This window comes from Erysipelatoclostridium sp. MSK.23.31, assembly GCF_019125875.1.
In the GTDB taxonomy this organism is placed as follows: domain Bacteria; phylum Bacillota_I; class Bacilli_A; order Erysipelotrichales; family Coprobacillaceae; genus Thomasclavelia; species Thomasclavelia ramosa.
Map to the genome: position 1 here is coordinate 24,477 of NZ_JAHOCB010000028.1, position 24,816 is coordinate 49,292.

Below are 24,816 nucleotides of genomic sequence, written 5' to 3' on the forward strand. Positions count from 1 at the left end.
GTAGTAGATATAGACTTGGAAAAGTTCTTTGATACAGTTAATCACGATAAACTCATCTCACTTGTCATGAAGGGTGTAAAAAGTGAGGAGATAGTATCTCTAATTAGAAAATTCCTAGTGAGTGGAATTATGATTGATAATGAATATAGAGAGTCAGTCGTAGGAACACCACAAGGGGGAAATCTAAGTCCCCTACTCAGTAACATAGTTCTCAATGAACTAGATAAAGAAATGGAAGCACGAGGGCTAAGATTCACACGTTATGCAGACGATTGTATTATATTAGTGGGTAGCAGTAAAGCCGCCGATAGAGTAATGGAAAACATTAGTAAATTCATAGAAAAGAAACGTAGATTTAAGGTAAACATGACTAAAAGCAAAATTTTGAAACCTAATGATATTAAATATTTAGGATTTGGTTTCTACTATGACTCTTTTTCATCTATGTGGAAAGCAAAACCACATGAGAAAACTGCAAACAAAATTGAAGAAACTAACAAATAGAAGTTGGTCAGTATCTTGGGAATATAGAATACTTAAGATAAGACAACTGATAGTTGGATGGATTAATTACTATCGGATAGAAAATTTTATGGGTGTATGTAGAAAACTAGATAAACAAATAAAATTTCGAATAAGAATGTGCCTTTGGAAGAAGTGGAAGACGAACAAAAGCAGGGAAAAGCAACTAATAAAATTAGGAGTATTACCATGGCAAGCAAAGACTTAGGCAAACTGTCGTGAGTCATATGCAAGATGTGCAAGCACATTTCTACAAACAAAAATAACAAACAATTTACTATATAAAAAAGGGCTACCATCAATGGTAGTCCAGTATCAGTTAAAACATATTTCAATATAGATTTAAACCGTCGTACGGCACGTACGGTGGTGTGAGAGGTCGAAAATAAATATAAAATTATTTATTTTCTCCTACTCGATTATTTTATTAAATTGTTTTCTAATAAAAAGTTATAAGCAACATCTTTTGTTTTTTGTTTTTCTTCATCTACTTTATAATTTAGGTCTACCATTACTTCTTCGTTTAGATAATTTTGTAATTGATTAACTAATTCAATGATTTCTGGACATTCATCTTTGATTCTTTGATTAATGATCGGAATAGCATTGTATGGTAAGAAGAAGTTTTTGTCATCAGTTAACACCTTTAAGTCAAATTTCTTTAATAGTCCATCAGTAGAAAAAGCATCAACTAGATCACATTCATTATTAACTAATGCTGTATATCGAGGTGAACCGTCAATTGGGATAACTTCTTTAAACTGAAGTGGATATGTTTCTTGTAAACCGACTAAGCAGTCTTTTCTTTCAACAAATGTTAATGTTGGTGAAAAGATTAATTGATTAGAAACTTTACATAGATCACTAATTGTTTCGATGTTATATTTATCAGCAGTTTGCTTGCTCATTGCTAAGGTATAAGTGTTGTTAAATCCTAGTGGTTCTAAAACGGTAAAATTATATTGTTTTTTCATTTCGTCTTTGACTGTGTTGTAGACAGCTTCTACGTCACTGTTAGGCTCAAGGCCGAGAACACTACCGTAAATAGTTCCTGTATAATCGACATACATATCGACATCACCAGTTTTCATCGCATCTAAGACGATTGACGAAGAGCCAAGTGATAATGACTGGTTTACTTCTACATCGGTATTTTTTTCAATCAAATACTTTAACATATAGTTCAATATTTCTTGTTCAGAAAAGTCCATACTACCAATATTGATTGTGATTTTATCGCTAGTTTTGCCTAAATTAGTATAAACAAAACTTCCAGCTAGACAGATACAAGTAGCGATAATAACGATCTTATCAATAAGTTTTTTTCCTTTGCTTTGTGGACTGGCTAGTTGATTGCATTTAGGGGTAACTAAGACTTCTAAAATTGAAAAAATATAATCAATCAATAATGCTAAGATACAGGCAGGAATAGCTCCGGCTAGAATCTGTGCATTATTTACTGTTCGGATTCCCGCATAGACTAAATACCCTAATCCTCCGGCACCAATAAAAGCTGCTAGAGTCATTAACCCGACTGAACTGACTGCTGAGATTCTAACTCCGGCCATGATAACAGGTGCTGCTAAAGGAATTTGAACTTTATAAAGAACTTGCATTGGTGTTAATCCGATTCCTTTAGCTGCTTCAAGGGTATCGCTATTAATGCTATCCAATCCAGCTACGGTATTTTTTATAATTGGTAATAACGAATACAAGATAACCATTACAATCGCTGGTTTTGTTCCTATTCCTAATAAAGGAATCATGAATCCTAACAAGGCCATTGATGGAATTGCTTGAATAATATTTGCAATTGCCATGACTGGTTTTTTTGATGGTTTAAAATAAGTAATAATGATTCCTAGTGGAACTCCAATTAAAATTGAAATAATAATAGCAAGAATCGTTAGTTGAATATGATCGATAAAGAGTCCGAAGATAGTTGAAAAGTTTTGACTAAAGTAATTAATAAATTCATTCATTTTAATCATCCTCACTTTCATCATATTTCTTTGATAAAGTGGTTACTAATGTACTCTTAGTAATTAATCCAACTAATTTGTTTTTATCATCAACTACTGGCAAAGTGTAAATATTACTGCTGTTAGCTAGATTGATGACATCAACGATAGATTCATCGGGTTTAACTGATAAACATTCGGTATGCATTACCTCATCGACCTTTTTATCACGATTCTTTTCTCTAGCTGCTTGATTAGCATCAAGAATTCCTAAAAAGTTTTGATGATTATCAACGATCATCAAACTATCAACTTTATAATTATACATAATGTTTACAGCTTTGATACATTTTAAATTGACATTACAAGTAATTGGCTTATCAATCATGATATCAGCTACCTTGATTAATTCTGGCGAATCCCATATTCGTTTTTTTCCAACGAAGTTATGAACAAAATCATTAGCAGGATGCTTTAAAATTTGTTCAGGCGTATCAAATTGTTGGACACGGCCATCAGACATAATACAAATTCGATCAGCCATCTTGATTGCTTCAGCCATATCATGAGTTACAAAAATAATGGTTTTATGTAGCTTGTTTTGTAACGTTAGCAACTCATCTTGGAGTTGTTCTCTGGTGATTGGATCAAGAGCACTAAATGGCTCATCCATTAAGATGATCTCTGGATCACTGGCGAACGCTCGGGCAACTCCGACCCTTTGCTGTTGACCGCCACTCATTTGAGTAGGGTATAAGTTCATATACCCTTCTGGATCGAGTCCTACCATATCCAATAGTTCAACAACCTTGGTGGCAAGGCTGGGATCCTTCTTGTTTTTTAATTTTGGTATTAATTCGATGTTTTCTTTGACAGTCATATGGGGAAATAATCCTGTCTGTTGAATTACATAACCAATATTTCGTCTTAAATCAATTTCGTCTTCTTTGCTGATGTCTTTACCGTCAACATAGATAGCCCCACGAGTAGGCTTGATCAAGCGGTTGATCATTTTTAAAGCGGTAGTTTTACCACAGCCACTAGGACCGATGATACAAACGAATTCTCCCTTATCAATTGAAAACGAAACGTCTTCTAGTACATGTTTGTCCTTAAAAGACTTATAGATGTTTTTAAATTCAATCATTTAATCATTCCCTTCTTAAGTACCTATTATATCACAGAAAATGTGTACTTTATGTGAATATGGTAATTTACTTCTATTGTTGTGATAATAAATTAGCATGATTTCATCAATAAAATTGTTTATTGATGGGGTGTTCAACAGCATAAAAACCGCCGTTGAAGCTGTATGCGTGATAACCACAGCGCGTTAATTTTTGAGCTAGATCAAGGGATCTTTTGCCGCTGTAACAGATTAAATAAATAGGTTTATCTTTGGGGAATTGTGGTGGAGTGGCGATAAAAGTATCGTAAGGGATATTGATGAACTTGCGCAAATGAATTTTATTAAATTGTAAAGGATCTCTTAAATCGATAAATGTATAATCATGTTTTAGTAATTCGGGTAATTTGTCGACACTGATTAATTGGCTGTTTTCCATATATTTCACCTCATTATATTGTATGAAATTAATTGAAAACAATGAATAACAGTGATATAATTCAGCCATGGAGGAATATTAAAGATGGATAAAAAAACAATCAAAGATATCGAAGTCGCTGGAAAAGTAGTTTTATGCCGTGTTGACTTCAACGTACCAAGAAACAAAGAAACTGGAGAAATTACAAATGATAATCGTGTGGTAGCTGCTTTACCTACAATCAATTATCTATTAGAACAAGCTCCAAAATGTGTAGTTTTATTCTCACACTTAGGAAAAGTAAAAACAGAAGAAGACAAAGCTAAAAATGATTTAGCTGTTGTAGCTCCTTGTTTAGAAAAACATTTAGGAAAACCTGTTACTTTTGTTAATGCAACAAGAGGACCGGTATTAGAAGATGCAATCAAAAATGCTGCTGATGGAGCAGTAATCTTAGTACAAAATACTCGTTATGAAGCTGGTGAATCTAAAAATGATCCTGAATTAGGTAAATATTGGGCTTCTTTAGGTGATGTATTTGTTGAAGATGCATTTGGTTCTGTACATAGAGCACATGCTTCAACTGCTGGTATCCCTGCTCACTTACCAAGTGCAGCTGGATTCTTAGTTGAAAAAGAAATCGCTTATATTGGAAAAGCTGTAAATGATCCTGAAAGACCAATGGTCGCAATTTTAGGTGGAGCTAAAGTTTCTGATAAAATCTTAGTTATCGAAAACTTATTAAAAGTTGCTGATAAAGTTATCGTTGGTGGAGGTATGTGCTATACTTTCGCTAAAGCTATGGGTCATAACATTGGTAACTCTTTAGTTGAAGATGACAGAATTGAAATCGCTAAAGAATTAATTGCTAAAGCCGGAGATAAATTAATCTTACCAATCGATTCAATTTGTTCTGATAAATTTGCTGTAGATGGTGATATCAAAGAATGTGGTGAAGATGTACCTGATGGATACATGGGATTAGACATCGGACCTAAATCTGTTGAATTATTCAAGGAAGCATTACAAGGTGCTAAAACTGTAGTATGGAATGGCCCAATGGGTGTGTTCGAAATGGAACCATTTGCTAAAGGAACAATTGCTGTATGCGAAGCTTTAGCTAACTTAGATGGTGCTAATACTATTATCGGTGGTGGAGACAGTGCTGCTGCTGTTATGCAATTAGGATATGCTGATAAAGTTTCTCACATTTCAACTGGTGGTGGAGCTTCATTAGAATATATGGAAGGTAAAGTTCTTCCTGGTATTGCTGCAATCGATGATAAATAATAAGGGGAAATTATAATGAGAAAACCAATTATCGTAGGAAACTGGAAAATGAATAAAACAATCGCTGAAACAAAAGCGTTTGTTGAAGCTGTAGATGCTAAAGTATCAGACAGTGCTGATTGGGGTATTGCTACGCCATACTTAGCTTTACAAGCTGCAAAAGAAGGAACTAAAAAATTATTAGTTGCTGCTGAAAACTGTCATTTCAAAGATAGCGGAGCTTATACTGGTGAAGTTAGTGTTGAAATGTTAAAAGAAATTGGAGTTGAATGGGTAATCCTAGGACATTCTGAAAGAAGACAATATTTTGGTGAAACTGATGAAACAGTTAATGCTAAAATGTTACAAGTATTAAAAAATGATATGACTCCAATCGTTTGTGTTGGTGAAACATTAGAAGAGTACGAAGCTGGAACTACTAAAGATGTTGTTAAAACTCAAACAGTTGCTGCCTTCAAAGATGTTTGCCCTAAATGCGCAGGACGTACTGTGATTGCTTATGAACCAGTATGGGCAATTGGAACTGGAAAAACTGCTACTAATGAAATTGCACAAGATGTTTGTGGATATATTCGTAGTGTTGTTGCTGAACTTTACGGTCAAGAAGTTGCTGATCAAGTTAGAATTCAATATGGTGGATCAGTTAAACCAGAAGGATTAAAAACTTTATTAGAACAACCAGATATCGATGGTGCTTTAGTAGGTGGAGCTTCTTTACAAGCTGATTCTTACATTGCAATGATTGAAAACTTAGGATAATAATTGAGAGACTTCATAAAGAAGTCTCTTTTAATATGTATATTTTTATTTAAATAGGGTATAATAAAGAAGGAGTTTTATTAATTAAATTAATAAAGCATATTAGTAACTATTATTGTTAAACTATGCTATAGTGTAGTTGCAAGGGATAGATAAATTAAAAAGGAGGTTTGAAGATGAAATTATTAAAATGTCCAATTTGTGGAAATGTTGTGGAAATGGTTGAGGATCATGGAGTACCATTAATGTGCTGTGGTAAGAAAATGGAAGAGGTTGAAGCAGGTGCGGTTGATGCGGCACTTGAAAAACATGTTCCAGTTTTAAAAGTAGAAGGTGATTGCTTAACTGCTGTTGTAGGGGATGTTTTACATCCAATGACACCAGAACATTTAATTAGTAATATTTGGATTGAATTTGCTGATGGTAGCAATAAGAAGGTCACACTAACTTCTGATGACGAACCAATTGCTAAGTTTAATATTGCTGGTAAAAGTGGTAAAGCTACAGTCTATGAATATTGCAATCTTCATGGATTATGGAAAACAGAAATCGAACTATAGAAACCTCCATTGTGGGGTTTTTATTTTTGTCCGTATATAATAAAAAGAAAGAGTGTTCTGCTGATATTATCTTTACTGTTAGTCTGGGGGTTCCAGTTTTAGGAGTAGTATCAAGTGAATCACTCTTTTTAGTTTAAAATTACGACTAAGGTCGAAGACCACTACCACCTTGAATCGTCATAGTTTCTCCGGTAATGTAGTGACCGGCTTCGCTAGCAAAAAAGACTGCTGCACTTCCAATGTCATTTTCAGGATCAGCAAAGCGTTGCATTGGAATACCTTGAATAGTTTTTTCATATAAGTCAGGGTACTCTTCCTTCCATTTAGTAAGACCTTCAGTCATTGCTAAGGGGCAAATTACATTTACATTAATGTTATCAGGACCCCATTCAGCTGCTGCAACACGGCTTAACCCTCGAATCCCTTCTTTGGCAGCGGCATAAGAAGATTGTCCGAGTTTGCCAAATAGTCCAGCCCCTGAGGCAAAGTTGATAACACTACCATGACTTTCTTTTAAATATGGGTAAGCAGCTCGCATATAAAAGAAGGTTGCGTATAGACCGGAATTAATTGCTAAATCAAAGTCTTCTTTAGTATGGTCTTTTAACATAACGCCAGATTTAGATGCCTGTGCGTTATTTACAACGATATTAATTTTTCCATAATATTTGATGGTTTTGTTAATGACATTATTAACATCATCTTCATTAGCTCCATCAGCAGGAATGCATAGTACATTGATTTGGTATTGAGATTCTAATTTCTCTTTAGCATTGTGTAAAGTATTTCTGTTTCTCCCGGTAATAACTAGGTTAGCCCCGGCTTTAGCAAAGGCTTTTGCTAACCCAAAACCAATACCACGACCGCCACCAGTAATAATAGCGACTTTATTTTGTAATGTTTTCATATTATCTCTCCTTTGGTTAGTTATAGCTAACTTATTTGATATATTAGACGTATTTATTAATGTTGTCCAATAATATGCAATAATAATATTCCCGAAAACATTTATTTTATTAGATGAATAAGATAAATGTTTTAGTATAAATCTTATAGTAAAGGAAATAAAGCAGGTTTTATTATTAGCTGATCTAAGATATTTGACCATAAATAAAAATAATTTAGAGAAAAAAATAAAAAAGTATTGCATTTATCGAATAATAATGTATAATCCTTAGTTGACGCAATATGTGTTACTATGCGTGGAAGGACAATGTCCATTTGACCACAGCACGGACAAATTTTATATAGGAGGTATGTCACGTGAGTAAAAAAGTCGCAAGAGTCATGAAGATTCAATTCCCAGCTGGAGGAGCTAAACCAGGTCCAGCATTAGCAGGAGCAGGAATTCAAATGCCTAAATTCTGTACAGCTTTCAATGATCAAACAAGAGATCGTATGGGTGAAACTGTACCAGTAGTTTTGACTATTTATGAAGATAAAGATTTTAGTTTTGTACTAAAAACTGCACCAGCAGCGGAAATGATTAAAAAGGCTTGTGGAATCAAAAAAGGTTCAAGCAATGCCGGAACTACTGAAGTTGCTACATTATCAGCTGAAAAATTAAAAGAAATCGCTGAATACAAAATGCCAGACTTAAACGCTATCGATTTAGAATCAGCAATGAAAATCATCGCTGGTACTGCTCGTAACATGGGTGTTAAAGTAGAAGCATAATTAAAGATTAAATATTAATCGTCATTTGTGGAAGGATAATCCGTTTGACCACTAAGGAGGAAAAATAATGGCAAAGAAAAGTAAAAGATATCAAGAAGCTGCTAAATTAATTGAAAAAGGTAAAGCTTATTCAATCGAAGAAGCAGTTGCATTAGTAAAAGAAACTAGTAAAGTTAAATTTGATGCCGCAGTTGATGTTGCATTTAGATTAGGAGTAGATCCTCGTCAAGCTGATCAACAATTACGTGGGGCATTAGTATTACCAAACGGTACTGGTAAGTCTAAAAAAGTTTTAGTTGTTACTGAAGGACCTAAAGCTCAAGAAGCTAAAGATGCTGGAGCTGATGTTGTTGGTGGTAAAGAAATTTTAGAAGACATCAAAAAAGGATGGTTAGATTTTGAAGTAATGATCGCTACTCCTGATATGATGGCTGAATTAGGTAAGTTAGGTCGTATTCTTGGACCTAAAGGATTAATGCCTAACCCTAAAACAGGAACAGTAACTATGGATGTTGCTAAAGCTGTTAAAGAAACAAAAGCTGGTAAGGTAACTTACCGTACAGATAAAGAAGGAAATGTTCAAATGACAATTGGACGTGTTTCATTTGATAATGATAAATTAGTAGAAAACTTTACAGCAATCTATGATTTATTAGTAAAAATCAAACCTTCTACTTCAAAAGGTGTTTATATGAAAAACATCGTTGTCTCATCAACTATGGGACCTAGCATTAAAATCGCAGCCGCTAAATAGTAGCTGCTAAACAAGGCGCAATCAATATACCCAAGACAGTAACTGGGAAACCTTAATTTGTTACCGAGGTGTTAAAGAGATATATATTATATATTGACTTTGACTCTCGTTTAAACGAGAGTTTTAGTTTGAGTATATTGTTGCATATATAAAAATTTACAGGAGGTGTGACAATGTCAGCAGAAGCAATTAAAGCAAAAAGCGCATTAGTCGAAGAAATCGCTGCTAAATTGAAAGGAGCTCAATCTGCAGTTGTAGTTGAATATCGTGGTTTATCTGTCGCAGAAATGACAGAATTACGTAACAACTTACGTGCAGAAGATGTTGAATTAAAAGTTTATAAAAACTCATTAGTTCAAAGAGCTACTGTAGCAACAGAATATGAAGGACTTAATGCAGAATTAACAGGACCAAACGCAATTGCACTTGGTAATAGCGATGCTGTAGCACCAGCAAGAGTAATCGCAAAATTCGCGAAAGATCATGAAGCTTTAGTAATTAAAGCGGCAGTGGTTGAAGGTAAATTATTAACAGTGGATGAAGTTAAAGAAATTTCTAAATTACCTAACCGCGAAGGTATGTACTCTATGTTACTTGGAATGTTACAAGCACCAGTTAGCAAGTTTGCACGCGTAGTAAAAGCTGTTGCAGAAGCTAAACCAGAAGATGGTAGCGCAGCAGAAGAAGCAGCACCAGTTGAGGAAGCTGCACCAGAAACACCAGTTGTTGAAGAAACAGCTGAAGAAACAAAAGAAGAAACAGCTGAATAATCAGCTATATAAATTGGAGGAAAATAAACATGGCAAAATTAACACATGAAGATATCTTAGCTTACTTAGAAGAAGCTACAATCTTAGAATTAAATGATTTAGTAAAAGCAATTGAAGAAAAATTTGACGTAACTGCTGCTGCACCTGTAGCTGTAGCTGCTGCTGGAGCTGAAGAAGCTGCTGGAGAACCTGCTAACGTAACTGTTACATTGACAGAAGCTGGTGGAACTAAAGTTGCTGTAATCAAAGCTGTAAGAGAAATCACTGGATTAGGATTAGTTGATGCTAAAGGTTTAGTTGACAAAGCACCATCTGTAATCAAAGAAAACATTCCTGCTGCAGAAGGAGCAGAAATTAAAGAAAAATTAGAAGCTGCTGGAGCTTCTGTAGAAGTTAAATAATTTATATTTGACTAAATAAAGAGCCCTTCGGGGCTCTTTTATCTTGGAGGACATATGAAACATTACTATACAAATAATGAAGATTTAATTAGTGAACCAGAACAATTTATTTTTACTTATCGTGGTAAAGAACTAATATTTACTAGTGATCATGGAGTTTTTTCTAAAAAAATGATTGATTTTGGATCACGAGTTTTATTAGATGCAATTGAATTAGATGAGGGTAAATCTACTTTATTGGATGTGGGGTGCGGTTACGGCACTTTTGGGGTTGCTCTTAAAAGTGCTTACCCGGCTTTGGAAATCGATATGATTGATGTGAATGAACGGGCCTTGTTATTAGCAAAACAGAATCTAGCTGCTAATAATTTAGAAGCTAATGTTTATTTAAGTAGTGTTTATGAAAATGTTACTAATAAATATGATGTAATTGTTACAAATCCTCCGATTCGGGCTGGAAAAGAAACTGTTACAAAAATTTTAGTTGAAGCTAAAGAACATTTAAATCTTCATGGAGAAATTTGGGTTGTGATTCAAAAGAAACAAGGGGCGCCATCAGCTAAGAAGAATCTAGAAAGTGTTTTTGGTAATGCAAATGTCGTAAAAAAGGATAAAGGATATTATATTTTAAAAGCTATTAACAAGTAAATTTACTTGTCAATAGTTTTTTTGATATTTTTTTATTTTTTTGTTGACTTTAAAATATCCTTGTGATAGAGTATTAAAATGCCTATTAATGTTTAAAATCAAGCGCTTTTGCGCGCTCTAAAACATGTTGATAGAGAAATATAAAGGGGTGGAGTTAATACGTGGAAAACAAAATAACTGAAGCAAAAAGCAAGATTACTCGTCGTAATTATTCAAGAATTAGTGGATCTTTAGAACTTCCAAATTTAGTAGAAATTCAAACAAATTCATATAAATGGTTTAAAGAAGTAGGTATTAAGGAAGTATTTGAAGATATCTACCCAATTACTAACTTTAACGAAACATTGTCGTTAGAATTCGTAGATTGTACATTTGATGAAGCAAAATATTCAGTCGAAGAGAGCAAAGACCGTGATGCTAACTATGCTGCACCAATTAGAGCATCTTTACGTTTAGTTAATTCTGGTACTGGTGAAATTAAAGAACAAGAAGTATTTATGGGAGATTTCCCATTGATGACTGACTCAGGAACTTTCATCATTAACGGTGCTGAACGTGTTATCGTATCACAATTAGTTCGGTCTCCAGGGGCATATTTTGCTGATGCCTTAGATAAAAGTGGTAAAACAGTATTTAATGGGAGTATTATCCCTTCAAGAGGTACTTGGCTAGAATTTGAAACAGATGCTAAGGATGTTTTAAACGTGCGTATCGATCGTAATAGAAAGATGCCGGGAACTGTATTATTAAGAGCTTTAGGTCTTTCAAGTAACGATGAAATCATCGATGTTTTTGGTGAACACGAGTATATCATCAACACTTTAGCTAAAGATAATACAACTAATACTGAAGAAGCTTTAATTGAAATTTATAATAAATTAAGACCAGGTGAACCAGCAACATTAGAAGGTGCTAACAACTTATTATATACGCGTTTCTTTGATTGTAAACGTTATGATCTAGCTAAAGCTGGACGCTTTAAGTTCAGAAAAAAATTGAGCCTTTTAGATCGTATTGCGGGACGTATTTTAGCAGAAGATTTAGTTGATGTTGACGGAAATGTAGTATACCCAGAGGGTACTGTAGTTACTCAAGAAGTTAGTGATACAATTAAACCAATTTTTGAAGCTGGAGCTCATACACGTGAACTTGATACCAACCCTAGATTAGAATCAAACGGTGTGATCCAAGTATTAGATGTTTATGTAGATGATACTAAAACTAAAAAGATGCGAGTTATTGGTACTGATTTATCTTTAGATAGTAAGTTTGTTACTATTTCTGATATGATGGCTGCTTATTCATATATGTTTAACTTAGTAGATATCTATGATGCGTTAGATTTAACAGCTGAAGATCGTGTTAACTTAATGGCTCGGATTGGATTATTAGATGATATTGACCATTTAGGTAATCGTCGTGTTCGTTCTGTTGGTGAATTAATTCAAAATCAATTTAGAATTGGTTTATCAAGAATGGAACGGGTTGTAAAAGAAAGAATGTCATTGTCTGAAGTTGATTCAATTACACCACAATCACTTACTAATATTCGTCCGTTAACTGCGGCAATTAAGGAATTTTTCTCTTCTTCACAATTGTCTCAATTTATGGATCAAATCAATCCCCTTGCCGAACTTACTAATAAACGTCGTTTATCAGCATTAGGGCCTGGTGGTCTAAGCCGTGATCGTGCTGGTTATGAAGTCCGTGACGTACATGCGTCTCACTACGGAAGAATTTGTCCAATTGAAACACCTGAAGGTCCAAACATCGGGTTGATTTCAACATTAGCTTCTTATGCTAAAATTAATCAATATGGGTTTATTGAAACGCCATATCGTAAAGTAAATAATTGTGTTATTGATGAACATGATGTTCGTTATTTAACTGCTGATGAAGAAAAAAATTATATTATTGCGCAAGCAAATGTTAGAACTGATAAAGATGGTACGATTCTAGATGCCCAAGTTATTGCTCGTCACTTAGGAGAAAATATCATGGCTAAGCGCGAAGAAGTAGATTATATCGATATTTCACCAAAACAAATTGTATCGGTTGCTACTTCTTGTATTCCGTTCCTTGAAAATGATGATGCTACTCGTGCTTTAATGGGTGCCAACATGCAACGTCAAGCTGTACCATTGTTAAATCCACATACGCCATTTGTTGGAACTGGGATGGAGCATCAGGCAGCTCGTGATTCAGGTGCGGCAGTAGTATCACGTGAAGATGGAATTGTAACATATGTTGATGCTAAAAAAGTAATTGTTGAAGATAATGAAGGGGTTGAACATCGCTACCGTTTATCTAAGTTTAAGATTTCAAACAACGGTACATGTATTAACCACAAACCAATCGTTAAGACTGGGGAAAAAGTATTGAAAGGTCAAGTTTTAGCTGATGGTCCGGCTATGGAACAAGGTGAACTTGCTTTAGGACAAAACGTATTAGTAGGATTCATGGAATGGAATGGATATAACTATGAAGATGCGGTTATTATGTCTGAAAGATTAGTGAAAGATGATGTTTATACATCTGTTCATATTGATGAGTATGCAATCGAATGTCGTGATACTAAATTAGGGCCTGAAGAAATTACTCGTGACATTCCTAACGTTGGGGATGAAGCTCGTAAAAACCTAAATAGTGACGGGATCATTATGATTGGTGCTGAAGTTAAAGAGGGTGACATTCTAGTTGGTAAAGTAACACCAAAAGGTCAAGCTGAGCTTTCGGCAGAAGAAAAATTATTACTTGCAATCTTTGGAGAAAAATCTCGTGAAGTTAAAGATAATTCATTAAGAGTTCCTCATGGTGGGGCTGGAATCGTTCATGACATTAAAGTATTTGAAAGAAAAAATGGTGATGAATTACAACCAGGTGTTAATAAAGTTGTTAAAGTTTATATTGTTCAAAAGAGAAAAATTTCTGAAGGGGATAAAATGGCAGGACGTCATGGTAATAAAGGGGTAATCTCTAAAATTTTACCAATTGAAGATATGCCACACTTAGAAGATGGAACACCATTGGATATTATGTTAAACCCATTAGGGGTACCTTCTCGTATGAATATCGGGCAAGTACTTGAATTACATTTAGGTTATGCTGCTCGTCAATTAGGTTTATATATTGCAACACCAGCCTTCGATGGTTTACATCCAAGTGATCTAGAAGATATCATGGCTGAAGCAGGAATGTCTAAAGATGGTAAACAACCTGTTATTTCTGGTCGTACTGGTGAATATTTTGATAATAATATCTCAGTTGGAATCATGTATATGATTAAATTAGCCCACATGGTTGATGATAAATTACATGCTCGTTCAGTTGGTCCATACTCACTAGTTACGCAACAACCATTAGGTGGTAAAGCACAAAATGGTGGACAAAGATTTGGGGAAATGGAAGTTTGGGCACTTGAAGCATATGGTGCTGCATATACATTACGTGAAATATTAACAGTAAAATCTGACGATGTTGTTGGTCGTGTTAAGACTTATGAAGCAATTGTTAAAGGACAACCATTACCAGAACCAGGATTACCTGAATCATTTAGAGTGTTAAAGAAAGAATTGCAAGCTCTTGCATTAGATATTCGTCTATTAGATGAAAATGATAATGAAGTAGATATGCGTAATATCGAAGAAGAGGAACATCGTTTCCCTCGTAGTATCGATAAAGATGAAGTGATTGAAACTCCTGAAACAGAAGATGAATTAGAAGAAGAAATTCTTGAGGATGATTTAGATGTTGAAGAAGAGGAAGATTTCGAAGATATCGACGAAGATTTTGATGAAGAATTAGAAGAAATCGAAGAAAGTGAATCATTATAGGAGGAATAAAGATGGCAAATACAAATAAATTCTCAGCAATTCAAATTGGCTTAGCTTCCCCTGAAAAGATTCGCGAATGGTCTTATGGTGAGGTTAAAAAACCTGAAACTATTAACTATCGTTCTCAAAAACCGGAAAAGGACGGATTATTTTGTGAAAAGATTTTTGGTCCTTCAAAGGACTGGGAATGTAGTTGCGGTAAATACAAAAAAGTACGTTATAAAGGTGTAGTATGTGATCGTTGTGGAGTTGAAGTAACTAAATCAGCTGTTCGTCGCGAAAGAATGGGACACATTGAATTAGCAACACCAATCGCTCATATTTGGTATTTGAAAGGAATTCCATCAAGAATGGGACTTATCTTAGATATGTCACCAAAACAATTAGAAGAAATTATTTACTTTGTTTCTTATGTTGTTATTGATAAAGGAAGTACACCATTAGAATACAAGCAAGTATTATCTGAAAGAGACTATCGTAAATGTTTTGAACAATTTGGTCATACTTTTGAAGCCCAAATTGGGGCTGAAGCAATTCAAACATTATTACAACAAGTTGATCTAGATGCTGAATTTGCAAAAGTAACTAAAGAACTTAAAGAAGCTCAAGGTCAAAAGAGAACAAAATTATTAAAACGATTAGAAGCAATTGAGGCTTTTAGAACTTCAACAAATGAACCAGAGTGGATGATTCTTGAAGCTTTACCGGTAATACCACCTGATTTGCGTCCAATGTTACAATTGGATGGGGGGCGTTTTGCTACTTCTGATTTAAACGATTTATATCGTCGTGTTATTACTCGTAATAATCGTTTAAAGAAATTATTAGAACTTGGAACACCTTCTATTATCGTGCAAAACGAAAAGAGAATGTTGCAAGAAGCTGTTGATGCTTTGATTGATAATGGTCGTCGTTCAAAACCGATTACTGGTGCTGGTGGACGTGCATTAAAGTCATTAAGCCATACTCTAAAAGGTAAACAAGGTCGTTTCCGTCAAAACTTACTTGGTAAACGTGTTGATTACTCAGGACGTTCTGTAATCGCAGTTGGTCCCGATTTAAAAATGTATCAATGCGGGATTCCACGTGAAATGGCATTGAATCTATTCAAACCATTCGTTATTAATGGTCTCGTTAGGGATCAATTAGCAACAAATATTAAAGCTGCTGAAAGATTAATTGATAAAATGGATGATCGGATCTGGCCAATTGTTGAAGAAGTTATTCAACAACATCCAGTGTTACTTAACCGTGCACCTACATTGCATAGATTAGGAATCCAGGCATTCGAACCAAAACTAGTTGAAGGGCGAGCAATTCGTCTACATCCACTGGTTACTCCAGCGTTCAATGCCGATTTCGATGGTGACCAAATGGCGGTCCATGTACCATTAGGTGAAGAAGCAATTCAAGAAGCTCGTCAATTAATGCTAGGTTCAAATAATATCTTAGGTCCAAAAGATGGAAAACCAATCGTTACACCATCTCAGGACATGGTATTAGGAAATTATTATTTAACACTTGAAGATGAAGGTGGCTTAGGAGAAGGAACTGTCTTTGCTGATCGTAATGAAGTTGATCATGCTTATTTTGCTAAAACAGTAGAATTACACACTCGTGTAGCAATCAAAGCGTCAGCATTAAAGAATGAAACTTTCACTAAAGCACAAAATGATTGTTATTTAATCACATCTGTTGGGAAAATTTTATTTAATGACATCTTTGATGGTAAATTCCCATTTATTAATGATCCAAGCAGTGAAAACTTAATCGCTACTCCAGATAAATATTTTGTTCCAATGGGAACAGATATTAAAGAACACATTAGAAATCAAAAGATTATTAAACCTTTAAATAAAAAATCTTTAGGAAAGATCATTGATGAAGTGTTTAAACATTCAGCAATGTCTGATACAAGTTTAATGCTTGATAAATTAAAAGACCAAGGTTTCTATTACTCAACAATTGCTGGTACAACTGTATCTGTATACGATATCCAAGTGCCAGAAGCTAAATATGAAATTTTTGAAAAAGCTGATGAAAAACTAGAGCAAATTAAAAAGTTCTATAATAAAGGTAAATTAACTGAATCAGAAAGATATCAAAATGTAATTAAATTATGGACTGACGTTAAAGACGAAGTTCAAGAAGTTGTACGTTTAGAGTTCGAAGCTGATGATCGTAACCCGATCTTCATCATGTCTGATTCTGGAGCCCGTGGATCATTATCTAACTTTACGCAATTAGTAGGTATGCGTGGATTAATGTCAAATCCAAAAGGGGAAACAATTGAGTTGCCAATCAAGTCTTCATTTAGGGAAGGTTTAACAGCATCAGAATTCTTTATCTCTACCCATGGTGCTCGTAAAGGTTCTACCGATACAGCTTTAAAAACTGCCGATTCTGGATATTTAACAAGACGTTTAGTTGATGTTGCTCAAGAAGTAATTATTTCTGAAGAAGACTGTGGAACTGATCGTGGCTTTGTAGTTACAGAATTATACAATAATGATGATAAATCAGTCATTGTACCATTACATGACCGTTTGGTTGGTCGTTATTCACAAAAAGATATTTTCCATCCAGAAACTAAAGAATTAATTATTGCTGGTGGAGAATTAATTACTGAAGCATTAGCTGATGAAATTGTTAATGCTGGAATCACTGCTGTAGAGATTCGTTCTGTTTTAGGGTGTAATGCTAAAGGTGGAGTATGTCGTAAATGTTACGGACGTAACTTAGCTACAGGGGATGTGGTTGAATTAGGAGAAGCTGTAGGTATTATGGCGGCTCAATCAATTGGGGAACCTGGTACCCAATTAACAATGCGTACATTCCATGATGGTGGGGTTGCCGGTGGTGCCGATATTACTCAAGGGTTACCTCGTATCCAAGAGTTATTCGAAGCTCGTAATCCAAAAGCAAAATCTATTATTAGTGAAATCGAAGGAGAGGTTACTAATATTATTGATAACGCTGGAAGAATGGAAGTCGTTATTACTAATGATTTAGAAACGCGTAGTTATTTAGCGCCATACGGTGCTAAAATCCGGGTGAACGTTGGTGATCATGTCAATATTGGAGCTAAAATCACTAAAGGTTCAATTGATCCAAAGGAATTATTATCAGTTGCTGATGTTGAAGCAGTTGAAAACTATATTATTAAAGAGGTTCAAAAGGTATATCGAATTCAAGGTATCGAAATTTCTGATAAACATATCGAAATCATCGTTAAACAAATGCTAAGAAAAATGAAAGTAGTTGAAGGTGGGGAAACAGGTTGTCTACCTGGTACAAATATTAATGTAAACGCCTTTACTGAATTAAATAAACAAGTTTTAAAAGATGGTAAGCATCCAGCAGTAGCTCGTCCAGTATTACTAGGGATTACAAAAGCATCTCTTGAAACTGAATCATTCTTATCTGCAGCATCATTCCAAGAAACTACTAAGATCTTGACCGATGCTTCAATCAAAGGTAAGAAAGATCATTTATTAGGATTGAAAGAAAACGTATTAATTGGTAAGCTATTGCCAGCAGGGACTGGTCTTCGTGGAGCTCTTAAATCACCGGAAAGATTAGCGCGCGAAGCTGAAGAAGCAATGTTAGCGAGTCAAGAAGATATGGATGATTTAATTGATAATGACAATGAAATAGAAATGATGGAACAAGCAGGTTAATCCCTGCTTGTTTTTTATGTTAATAAATTTACTTGCAATGCTAGTTACTAAGTGTTAATATAAACTTGTCACTATATAGTGACAAAGAGCGGTTATGAATGAATCTCAAATCTTGAATTAGGGATGTATTTTGACTCTTTATGGTAAATCACAATTGTGTAGTAAAATAGGGATTTTATTTTTTCATGGTAGTCCTGGCAGTGGGGCACATGCACTTATGCAGTTATCGCCTTTTCAAGAACTTGAGAAATGGTAGCAATGTTTTTATTTTGATCAACGTGGTAGTGGCAAGTCAGAATATGATCTCCGTAACGGCTTAACAATTGAACAAATTACCACCGATGTATTTGCTGTTGTAGAGGTAATGAAAAACAATGGGATATAGAAAAACTGTGGTTCTTTGGGTGGATCGTTTTGAGGTTATTTGGCCTGCTTATGTATAGTATGTTTTTATCAATCGTTTACGGGTCTTGTTTTTAAGCAGCTCGGCGATTATTTTTAATCATCAACAGCCAGTAGAATTCTTTTTTTAATGAAATCTTTTTATGCAAATAAAGTTTGTTCTACCGATAAAGTTCCTACAGCAGCAAGATTAGCACCAGAAGAGTTTTTTTTCATTATCATCAACTCAAGAATTTGTCTTTAGCTCGCTTAATACCTCTAATTCATTGCAACATATTACTGCGATGAGCGACTGGTTTTATTGTTATTATTTTGGTTTCCTATTTGATAATTTAATAGTTTTGACGTTAATCATGCAGGAAAAAGAAAATCCGATTTGTGCTTATCAAAATCTTAATCAGCAAATCGAACTAATAAAAAATGAATTAATTCGATATCTTTTATTTGCTGATTGTGGGGATGCTGTTTTTGAGGATCAAGTAGATGTTTTTGCAGAAGAAATAAACAAATTTATAGAGGAGAAAATAAAATGTTAGTATATATTTGTTGTGCTGGTGGGGCAACATCAAGCTTATTTTGTAAAAAGATTGGGGATGCCTCTAAGGTTCCAACTACAGTGGAAGATATTTTTACAGTATTAAAGAATTATGATGAGTATGATAATAAATATGAGATAATTTTAGCTTATGGACCGGCTGAGTTTTTAAAAGAACGTTGTATTAGGGAATATAATTTAGGTGAAAAAATTTCAAGTATATGGATTGCTCCGCAAGAACGTTTTATGTTGCCGACAATTCAAAAAATATTTGCAAAGTATAATACCCCGGTAGCAGCTATCGATATGAGAACATTTGGAACGATGAATGGTGCTAAAGCATTAGCGGATATTCTTGCATTGTAAAGTCTATACAACCACACATAAAAGTTCTATAATAATAAAAATGGAGGTTGGTAAATGTGATTGATTTGAATCAAGTGATGACGTTTACTGAAGCGGCAGATAAATGGGGATTTGCTAATGGCAATACGATTCGTAAGGCGGTTGAAAGAAATAAATTCTTGCCAGCGGAAATTCGTAAAAGTGGAGATGTCTGGTTAACTACCTATGCAGCAATGCTGCGGGTTTTCGGTCAACCAAGAAAATTGGACGAAGTGATTACCTACCAAGAGATTGCTGAATTGATAACGGATGCAGTCTATTTACATAAAAATGTAGATTTAGAGATGAATTCGATTTTCCGACGAATTGCTGGAGCAATTGAAAAAAGGCAAACGATAACGGTAGTTGAGTCTCGAAATAAATCAGAACGAATTTTAATGGTTGTTAAGACAAGAGATGATTTAGAAGCATTTATGAATACTTTAAAGCGTTATTTAGATTCAGTAGATATAAAATTAAAGAAAGAGTAAAAACTGTTTAAATATAAAAAGCGTTTAAATGGTTTTTATTTTGTTTATTAATGATATAATCAATTTTTTTAAAAAAAACAAATAAAATTATTGACATATTTATATTTTTGTAATAATATGAACTACGGTGCCCGCATAGGGGCGCGTTGTTTATTACGAAATATGAAACACCCGGAATCGTGTGTTTAAGTATGGAAGAAAGGAGAACAAGGAATGCCTACAATTAATCAATTAGTTAGACAAGGTCGTAACGACAAAACCACAAAATCAAAATCACCAGCGTTAAACAGAGGTTTTAACTCATTAGCTAAGAAACCAACAACGACTAATTCACCTCAAAAACGTGGTGTTTGTACACGTGTTGCTACTATGACACCTAAAAAACCTAACTCGGCTTTACGTAAATATGCCCGTGTTAGATTATCAAATGGAATGGAAGTAACTGCATATATCCCAGGAATTGGACACAACTTACAAGAACATAGTGTTGTTTTAATTCGTGGTGGTCGTGTTAAAGATTTACCAGGGGTTCGTTATCACATCGTACGTGGTACAATGGACTGTGCTGGTGTTAATGATCGTAAACAAGGCCGTTCAAGATACGGTGCTAAAAAACCAAAAGCTTAAGAAAAATCAAGTATAGGAGGAAAATTAAATGGCAAGAAAAGGTCAAGTTGCTAAAAGAGACGTTCTACCTGATCCAGTGTACAATTCTAAAACTGTATCTAAATTAATCAACAACATTATGCTTGATGGTAAAAAAGGTGTTGCTCAAAACATCTTATATGATGCATTTAAAAAAGTAGAAGAGAAAACTGGAAACCCAGCAATGGAAGTTTTTGATCAAGCAATCAACAACATTATGCCAGTTCTTGAACTTAAAGTTAGACGTATTGGTGGGGCTAACTACCAAGTACCAGTAGAAGTATCTGGTGAAAGAAGAATGACTTTAGGGTTAAGATGGTTAGTAAATTATTCTCGTTTAAGAAACGAAAATACAATGGTTGATCGTTTAGCTAACGAAATTATTGATGCTTCTAACGGAGCTGGTGCTTCTGTTAAGAAGAAAGAAGATACTCATAAAATGGCAGAAGCTAATAAAGCATTTGCTCATTTCCGTTGGTAATATCCAACAAATGATAACGAAAGGAGAAAAATTATGTCTCGTGAATTCTCATTAGAGAAAACTCGTAATATCGGAATCATGGCTCATATCGATGCTGGTAAAACAACAACTACTGAACGTGTCCTTTATTACACAGGTAAGATTCATAAAATTGGAGAAACACATGAAGGTGCTTCTCAAATGGACTGGATGGAACAAGAACAAGAACGTGGTATTACAATCACTTCTGCAGCAACAACTGCACAATGGAATGGATACCGTGTTAATATCATCGATACACCGGGCCATGTAGACTTCACTGTAGAAGTTGAACGTTCATTACGTGTATTAGATGGTGCGGTTACTGTATTAGACTCAAAAGCAGGTGTTGAACCTCAAACTGAAACAGTTTGGCGTCAAGCAACTACTTATGGAGTACCACGTATTGTATTCTGTAATAAAATGGATGCTACTGGTGCTGACTTCATTATGTCTTTAGAATCTTTAGAAAAAAGATTAGGGGTACATGGTGTTGCACTTCAATTACCAATCGGTGCTGAAGATACTTTCGAAGGAATCATCGACTTAATTAAGATGAAAGCTGTTTACTTCGAAGGGACTAAAGGTGAAAACGTAATTTACAAAGATATCCCTGAGGAATATTTAGATCAAGCAAACGAATATCATGCTAAAATGTTAGATGCTGCTGCATCTTATGATGATGATCTAATGATGAAAGTTTTAGAAGAAGAAGAACCAACTGAAGAAGAAGTTAAAGCTGCTATCCGTAAAGGTGTATTGGCTGTAGAATTATTCCCAGTATTATGTGGTTCTGCTTATAAAGACAAAGGGGTTCAACCAATGTTAGATGCAGTTATTGATTTCTTACCTGCTCCTACTGATATTCCTTCAATTAAGGGGATTGATGAAGATGGTAATGAAATTGAAAAACATGCTTCAGACGAAGAACCGTTTGCTGCATTAGCGTTCAAAATTATGGCTGACCCATTTGTAGGAAGATTAACTTTCTTCCGTGTATATTCAGGAACTGTTGATTCTGGATCGTATGTATTAAATTCAACAAAAGATAAGAAAGAACGTTTAGGACGTATTCTTCAAATGCATGCCAATAAACGTAATGAAATCCAAACAGTTTATGCTGGGGATATCGCAGCTGCTGTAGGGTTTAAAAATACAACTACTGGGGATACTATCTGTGACGAAAAGAATTTCGTTATTCTTGAAAAAATGGAATTCCCTGAACCAGTTATTGAACTTGCTATTGAACCAAAAACAAAACAAGATCAAGATAAATTAGGTGTTGGATTATCTAAATTAGCTGAAGAAGATCCAACTTTCAGAACATTTACAAACCCTGAAACTGGTGATACAGTTATCGCAGGTATGGGTGAATTACACTTAGATGTAATCGTTGACCGTTTAAGAAGAGAATACAAAGTAGAAGCTAACGTAGGTGCTCCACAAGTAGCTTATCGTGAAACAATCAAAACAGCTGCTGAATGTGAAGGTAAATATGTTAAACAATCTGGTGGTCGTGGACAATACGGTCACGTATGGATCAAATTTGAACCTAATGAAGGTAAAGGATTTGAATTCGTTGATGCTATCGTTGGGGGATCTGTTCCAAGAGAATACATTAACTCTGTTAAAGTAGGTCTTGAAGATGCTCTTGCAACTGGGATGATTGCTGGATATCCAGTATTAGATGTTAAAGCGACATTATTTGATGGTTCTTACCATGATGTCGATTCATCAGAAATGGCATATAAAGTTGCTGCAAGTATGGCATTAAAAGCTGCTGGTAAAAAATGTGATCCAGTTATCTTAGAGCCAATCATGGCTGTAGAAGTAACTGCACCTGCTGAATACTTAGGTAGTGTAATGGGTGACGTATCTTCACGTCGTGGTATGATTGAAGGACAAGAAGAAAGAGGAAATGCTGTTACAGTGCAAGCTAGTATTCCTTTATCAGAAATGTTCGGATATGCTACTGATTTAAGATCATTTACACAAGGTCGTGGTAACTACACAATGATCTTCGATCGTTATGAACCAGTACCTAAATCTATTAGAGAAGAAATTATTAAGAAAAACGGTGGAAACAACTAGTATCCAATCAAAATCTTATTGATTTTTTCAACTAAATAAATTAGAATGTATATGTACAAAAATATAAACTAGGAGGAACCTTAAATGGCTAAGGAAAAATTTGACCGCTCAAAAGCGCATGTAAATATCGGAACTATTGGTCACGTTGACCATGGTAAAACAACTTTAACTGCTGCTATTACAACAGTATTATCAAAAGATGGACAAGCTCAAGCAATGGATTATGCTGCTATCGATGCTGCTCCAGAAGAAAAAGAACGTGGTATCACAATCAACACTGCACACGTTGAATACCAAACTGCAACTCGTCACTATGCACACGTTGACTGTCCAGGCCATGCTGACTACATCAAAAACATGATCACTGGTGCTGCACAAATGGACGGTGCTATCTTAGTAGTTGCTGCTACAGATGGACCAATGCCTCAAACAAGAGAACATATCTTATTATCTCGTCAAGTAGGTGTACCTTACATCATCGTATTCTTAAATAAATGTGATATGGTTGATGACGAAGAATTATTAGACTTAGTAGAAATGGAAGTTCGTGAATTATTAAATGAATATGACTTCCCAGGTGATGACACTCCAGTTATCCGTGGTTCTGCTTTAAAAGCTTTAGAAGGAGATCCAAAATGGGTTCCAGCTATTCATGAATTAATGGAAGCTGTTGATTCTTATATTCCAACTCCAACTAGAGATACTGATAAACCATTCTTAATGCCAGTTGAAGACGTATTCACAATCACTGGACGTGGTACAGTTGCTACTGGACGTGTTGAACGTGGACAATTAAACTTAAATGATCCACTTGAAATCGTTGGTATTCATGAAACTAAAAACACTGTTGCTACAGGTATCGAAATGTTCCGTAAGTTATTAGATTACGCTGAATCTGGAGATAACGTAGGGGTTTTATTAAGAGGTGTTAACCGTGAAGAAATTCAACGTGGACAAGTATTAGCTAAACCTGGATCAGTTAATCCACACAAAAAATTCAAATCTCAAGTGTATATCTTAAGTAAAGATGAAGGTGGACGTCATACTCCTTTCTTCGCTAACTATAGACCACAATTCTACTTCAGAACTACTGACGTAACTGGTGTTATTGAATTACCAGAAGGTGTAGAAATGGTTATGCCTGGGGATAACGTTGAATTAACTGTAGAATTAATTGCTCCAATTGCAATTGAAAAAGGAACTAAATTCTCAATCCGTGAAGGTGGTAGAACTGTAGGTTCTGGAAATATCTCTGATATTATTGAATAATAATTACAGAAATTTGGAAAGTCACATTAGTGGCTTTCTTTTTTTAGGCTCCGTGTCAATAGTGGAGGGGCTTAAGAGATAGCGAAAGCTATCTCTTTTCT

Annotated in this window: 23 protein-coding genes and 1 other annotated feature; of the genes, 19 read left to right on the top strand and 4 right to left on the bottom strand. The window is 34.8% G+C overall.

Annotation, left to right across the window (positions count from 1 at the left end; translation table 11 throughout):
* The first annotated feature begins 15 nt into the window (after positions 1-15).
* Together KSU54_RS19310 and KSU54_RS19500 are read left to right on the top strand one after the other, a co-directional pair.
* Positions 16-504, top strand: a complete 489-nt coding sequence (locus KSU54_RS19310; protein WP_009008928.1) for a reverse transcriptase domain-containing protein — start codon at positions 16-18, stop codon at positions 502-504.
* Complete coding sequence (locus tag KSU54_RS19500; protein WP_003539624.1) at positions 464-730, top strand: group II intron maturase-specific domain-containing protein; 267 nt, start codon at positions 464-466, stop codon at positions 728-730. The genes KSU54_RS19310 and KSU54_RS19500 overlap by 41 nt, the downstream gene beginning before the upstream one ends.
* Before the next feature lie 211 nt (positions 731-941).
* On the opposite strand, the gene KSU54_RS12440 is transcribed toward KSU54_RS19500, so the two are convergent.
* The 3 genes from KSU54_RS12440 to KSU54_RS12450 form a co-directional block, all read right to left on the bottom strand.
* Positions 942-2,504 carry an ABC transporter permease/substrate-binding protein gene (locus KSU54_RS12440; protein ID WP_009300313.1) on the bottom strand — a complete coding sequence of 521 codons (1,563 nt, stop codon included), beginning with the start codon at positions 2,502-2,504 and terminating at the stop codon, positions 942-944.
* Between the two features lies 1 nt (position 2,505).
* Positions 2,506-3,630 (bottom strand): ABC transporter ATP-binding protein, encoded by a 1,125-nt coding sequence (locus tag KSU54_RS12445; protein WP_003539633.1) that lies wholly within the window; start codon positions 3,628-3,630, stop codon positions 2,506-2,508.
* Positions 3,631-3,736: 106 nt separating this feature from the next.
* A complete protein-coding gene (locus tag KSU54_RS12450; protein ID WP_003539634.1) occupies positions 3,737-4,048 on the bottom strand; it encodes a rhodanese-like domain-containing protein in 312 nt (103 codons plus the stop codon).
* 84 nt (positions 4,049-4,132) lie between these two features.
* Here KSU54_RS12450 and KSU54_RS12455 point away from each other — a divergent pair, with 84 nt between their 5' ends.
* From KSU54_RS12455 to KSU54_RS12465, 3 genes are all read left to right on the top strand, one after another.
* A complete protein-coding gene (locus tag KSU54_RS12455; protein WP_003539635.1) occupies positions 4,133-5,317 on the top strand; it encodes a phosphoglycerate kinase in 1,185 nt (394 codons plus the stop codon).
* A 15-nt stretch (positions 5,318-5,332) separates the two neighbouring features.
* Positions 5,333-6,076: a triose-phosphate isomerase gene (gene tpiA, locus KSU54_RS12460; protein ID WP_003539636.1), complete on the top strand. Its 744-nt coding sequence runs from the start codon at positions 5,333-5,335 to the stop codon at positions 6,074-6,076.
* A gap of 176 nt (positions 6,077-6,252) precedes the next feature.
* A complete protein-coding gene (locus tag KSU54_RS12465; RefSeq protein ID WP_003539637.1) occupies positions 6,253-6,636 on the top strand; it encodes a desulfoferrodoxin family protein in 384 nt (127 codons plus the stop codon).
* A gap of 145 nt (positions 6,637-6,781) precedes the next feature.
* On the opposite strand, the gene KSU54_RS12470 is transcribed toward KSU54_RS12465, so the two are convergent.
* Positions 6,782-7,543, bottom strand: a complete 762-nt coding sequence (locus tag KSU54_RS12470) for an SDR family NAD(P)-dependent oxidoreductase (RefSeq protein ID WP_008792706.1) — start codon at positions 7,541-7,543, stop codon at positions 6,782-6,784.
* A gap of 356 nt (positions 7,544-7,899) precedes the next feature.
* Between KSU54_RS12470 and rplK the strand changes: the two genes are divergently transcribed.
* The 14 genes from rplK (at position 7,900) to tuf (ending at position 24,715) form a co-directional block, all read left to right on the top strand.
* On the top strand, positions 7,900-8,313 hold the full coding sequence (gene rplK, locus KSU54_RS12475; RefSeq protein ID WP_003539639.1) for a 50S ribosomal protein L11: 414 nt from the start codon (positions 7,900-7,902) through the stop codon (positions 8,311-8,313).
* A 67-nt stretch (positions 8,314-8,380) separates the two neighbouring features.
* Entirely contained in the window at positions 8,381-9,067 is a 687-nt protein-coding gene (rplA, locus tag KSU54_RS12480; RefSeq protein ID WP_003539640.1) for a 50S ribosomal protein L1, read from the top strand.
* An 11-nt stretch (positions 9,068-9,078) separates the two neighbouring features.
* Positions 9,079-9,203 (top strand) — a sequence feature (ribosomal protein L10 leader region).
* Positions 9,204-9,240: 37 nt separating this feature from the next.
* Positions 9,241-9,837, top strand: a complete 597-nt coding sequence (rplJ, locus tag KSU54_RS12485; RefSeq protein ID WP_009008931.1) for a 50S ribosomal protein L10 — start codon at positions 9,241-9,243, stop codon at positions 9,835-9,837.
* A gap of 29 nt (positions 9,838-9,866) precedes the next feature.
* Positions 9,867-10,238 (top strand): 50S ribosomal protein L7/L12, encoded by a 372-nt coding sequence (rplL, locus tag KSU54_RS12490; RefSeq protein ID WP_003539642.1) that lies wholly within the window; start codon positions 9,867-9,869, stop codon positions 10,236-10,238.
* Positions 10,239-10,292: 54 nt separating this feature from the next.
* The gene (locus KSU54_RS12495; RefSeq protein WP_003539643.1) at positions 10,293-10,886 is read left to right on the top strand and encodes a class I SAM-dependent methyltransferase; all 594 of its coding nucleotides are present in this window, start codon (positions 10,293-10,295) and stop codon (positions 10,884-10,886) included.
* Positions 10,887-11,047: 161 nt separating this feature from the next.
* A complete protein-coding gene (gene rpoB, locus KSU54_RS12500; protein ID WP_003539644.1) occupies positions 11,048-14,719 on the top strand; it encodes a DNA-directed RNA polymerase subunit beta in 3,672 nt (1,223 codons plus the stop codon).
* Between the two features lie 11 nt (positions 14,720-14,730).
* Positions 14,731-18,399, top strand: coding sequence for a DNA-directed RNA polymerase subunit beta' (gene rpoC, locus KSU54_RS12505; RefSeq protein WP_003539646.1), 3,669 nt, complete (start codon positions 14,731-14,733; stop codon positions 18,397-18,399).
* A gap of 755 nt (positions 18,400-19,154) precedes the next feature.
* The gene (locus tag KSU54_RS18940; RefSeq protein ID WP_003539650.1) at positions 19,155-19,337 is read left to right on the top strand and encodes a hypothetical protein; all 183 of its coding nucleotides are present in this window, start codon (positions 19,155-19,157) and stop codon (positions 19,335-19,337) included.
* Positions 19,331-19,702 carry a PTS sugar transporter subunit IIB gene (locus tag KSU54_RS12515; RefSeq protein WP_003539651.1) on the top strand — a complete coding sequence of 124 codons (372 nt, stop codon included), beginning with the start codon at positions 19,331-19,333 and terminating at the stop codon, positions 19,700-19,702. Before KSU54_RS18940 ends, KSU54_RS12515 begins: the two co-directional genes overlap by 7 nt.
* A gap of 56 nt (positions 19,703-19,758) precedes the next feature.
* Positions 19,759-20,211, top strand: a complete 453-nt coding sequence (locus KSU54_RS12520; RefSeq protein WP_003539652.1) for a helix-turn-helix domain-containing protein — start codon at positions 19,759-19,761, stop codon at positions 20,209-20,211.
* Between the two features lie 213 nt (positions 20,212-20,424).
* Positions 20,425-20,838, top strand: coding sequence for a 30S ribosomal protein S12 (gene rpsL, locus KSU54_RS12525; protein WP_003539653.1), 414 nt, complete (start codon positions 20,425-20,427; stop codon positions 20,836-20,838).
* Between the two features lie 28 nt (positions 20,839-20,866).
* Entirely contained in the window at positions 20,867-21,337 is a 471-nt protein-coding gene (gene rpsG / locus KSU54_RS12530) for a 30S ribosomal protein S7 (RefSeq protein ID WP_003539656.1), read from the top strand.
* Positions 21,338-21,370: 33 nt separating this feature from the next.
* The gene (gene fusA, locus KSU54_RS12535) at positions 21,371-23,446 is read left to right on the top strand and encodes an elongation factor G (protein WP_003539659.1); all 2,076 of its coding nucleotides are present in this window, start codon (positions 21,371-21,373) and stop codon (positions 23,444-23,446) included.
* An 84-nt stretch (positions 23,447-23,530) separates the two neighbouring features.
* Positions 23,531-24,715: an elongation factor Tu gene (gene tuf / locus KSU54_RS12540; RefSeq protein ID WP_003539660.1), complete on the top strand. Its 1,185-nt coding sequence runs from the start codon at positions 23,531-23,533 to the stop codon at positions 24,713-24,715.
* Positions 24,716-24,816: the final 101 nt, after the last annotated feature.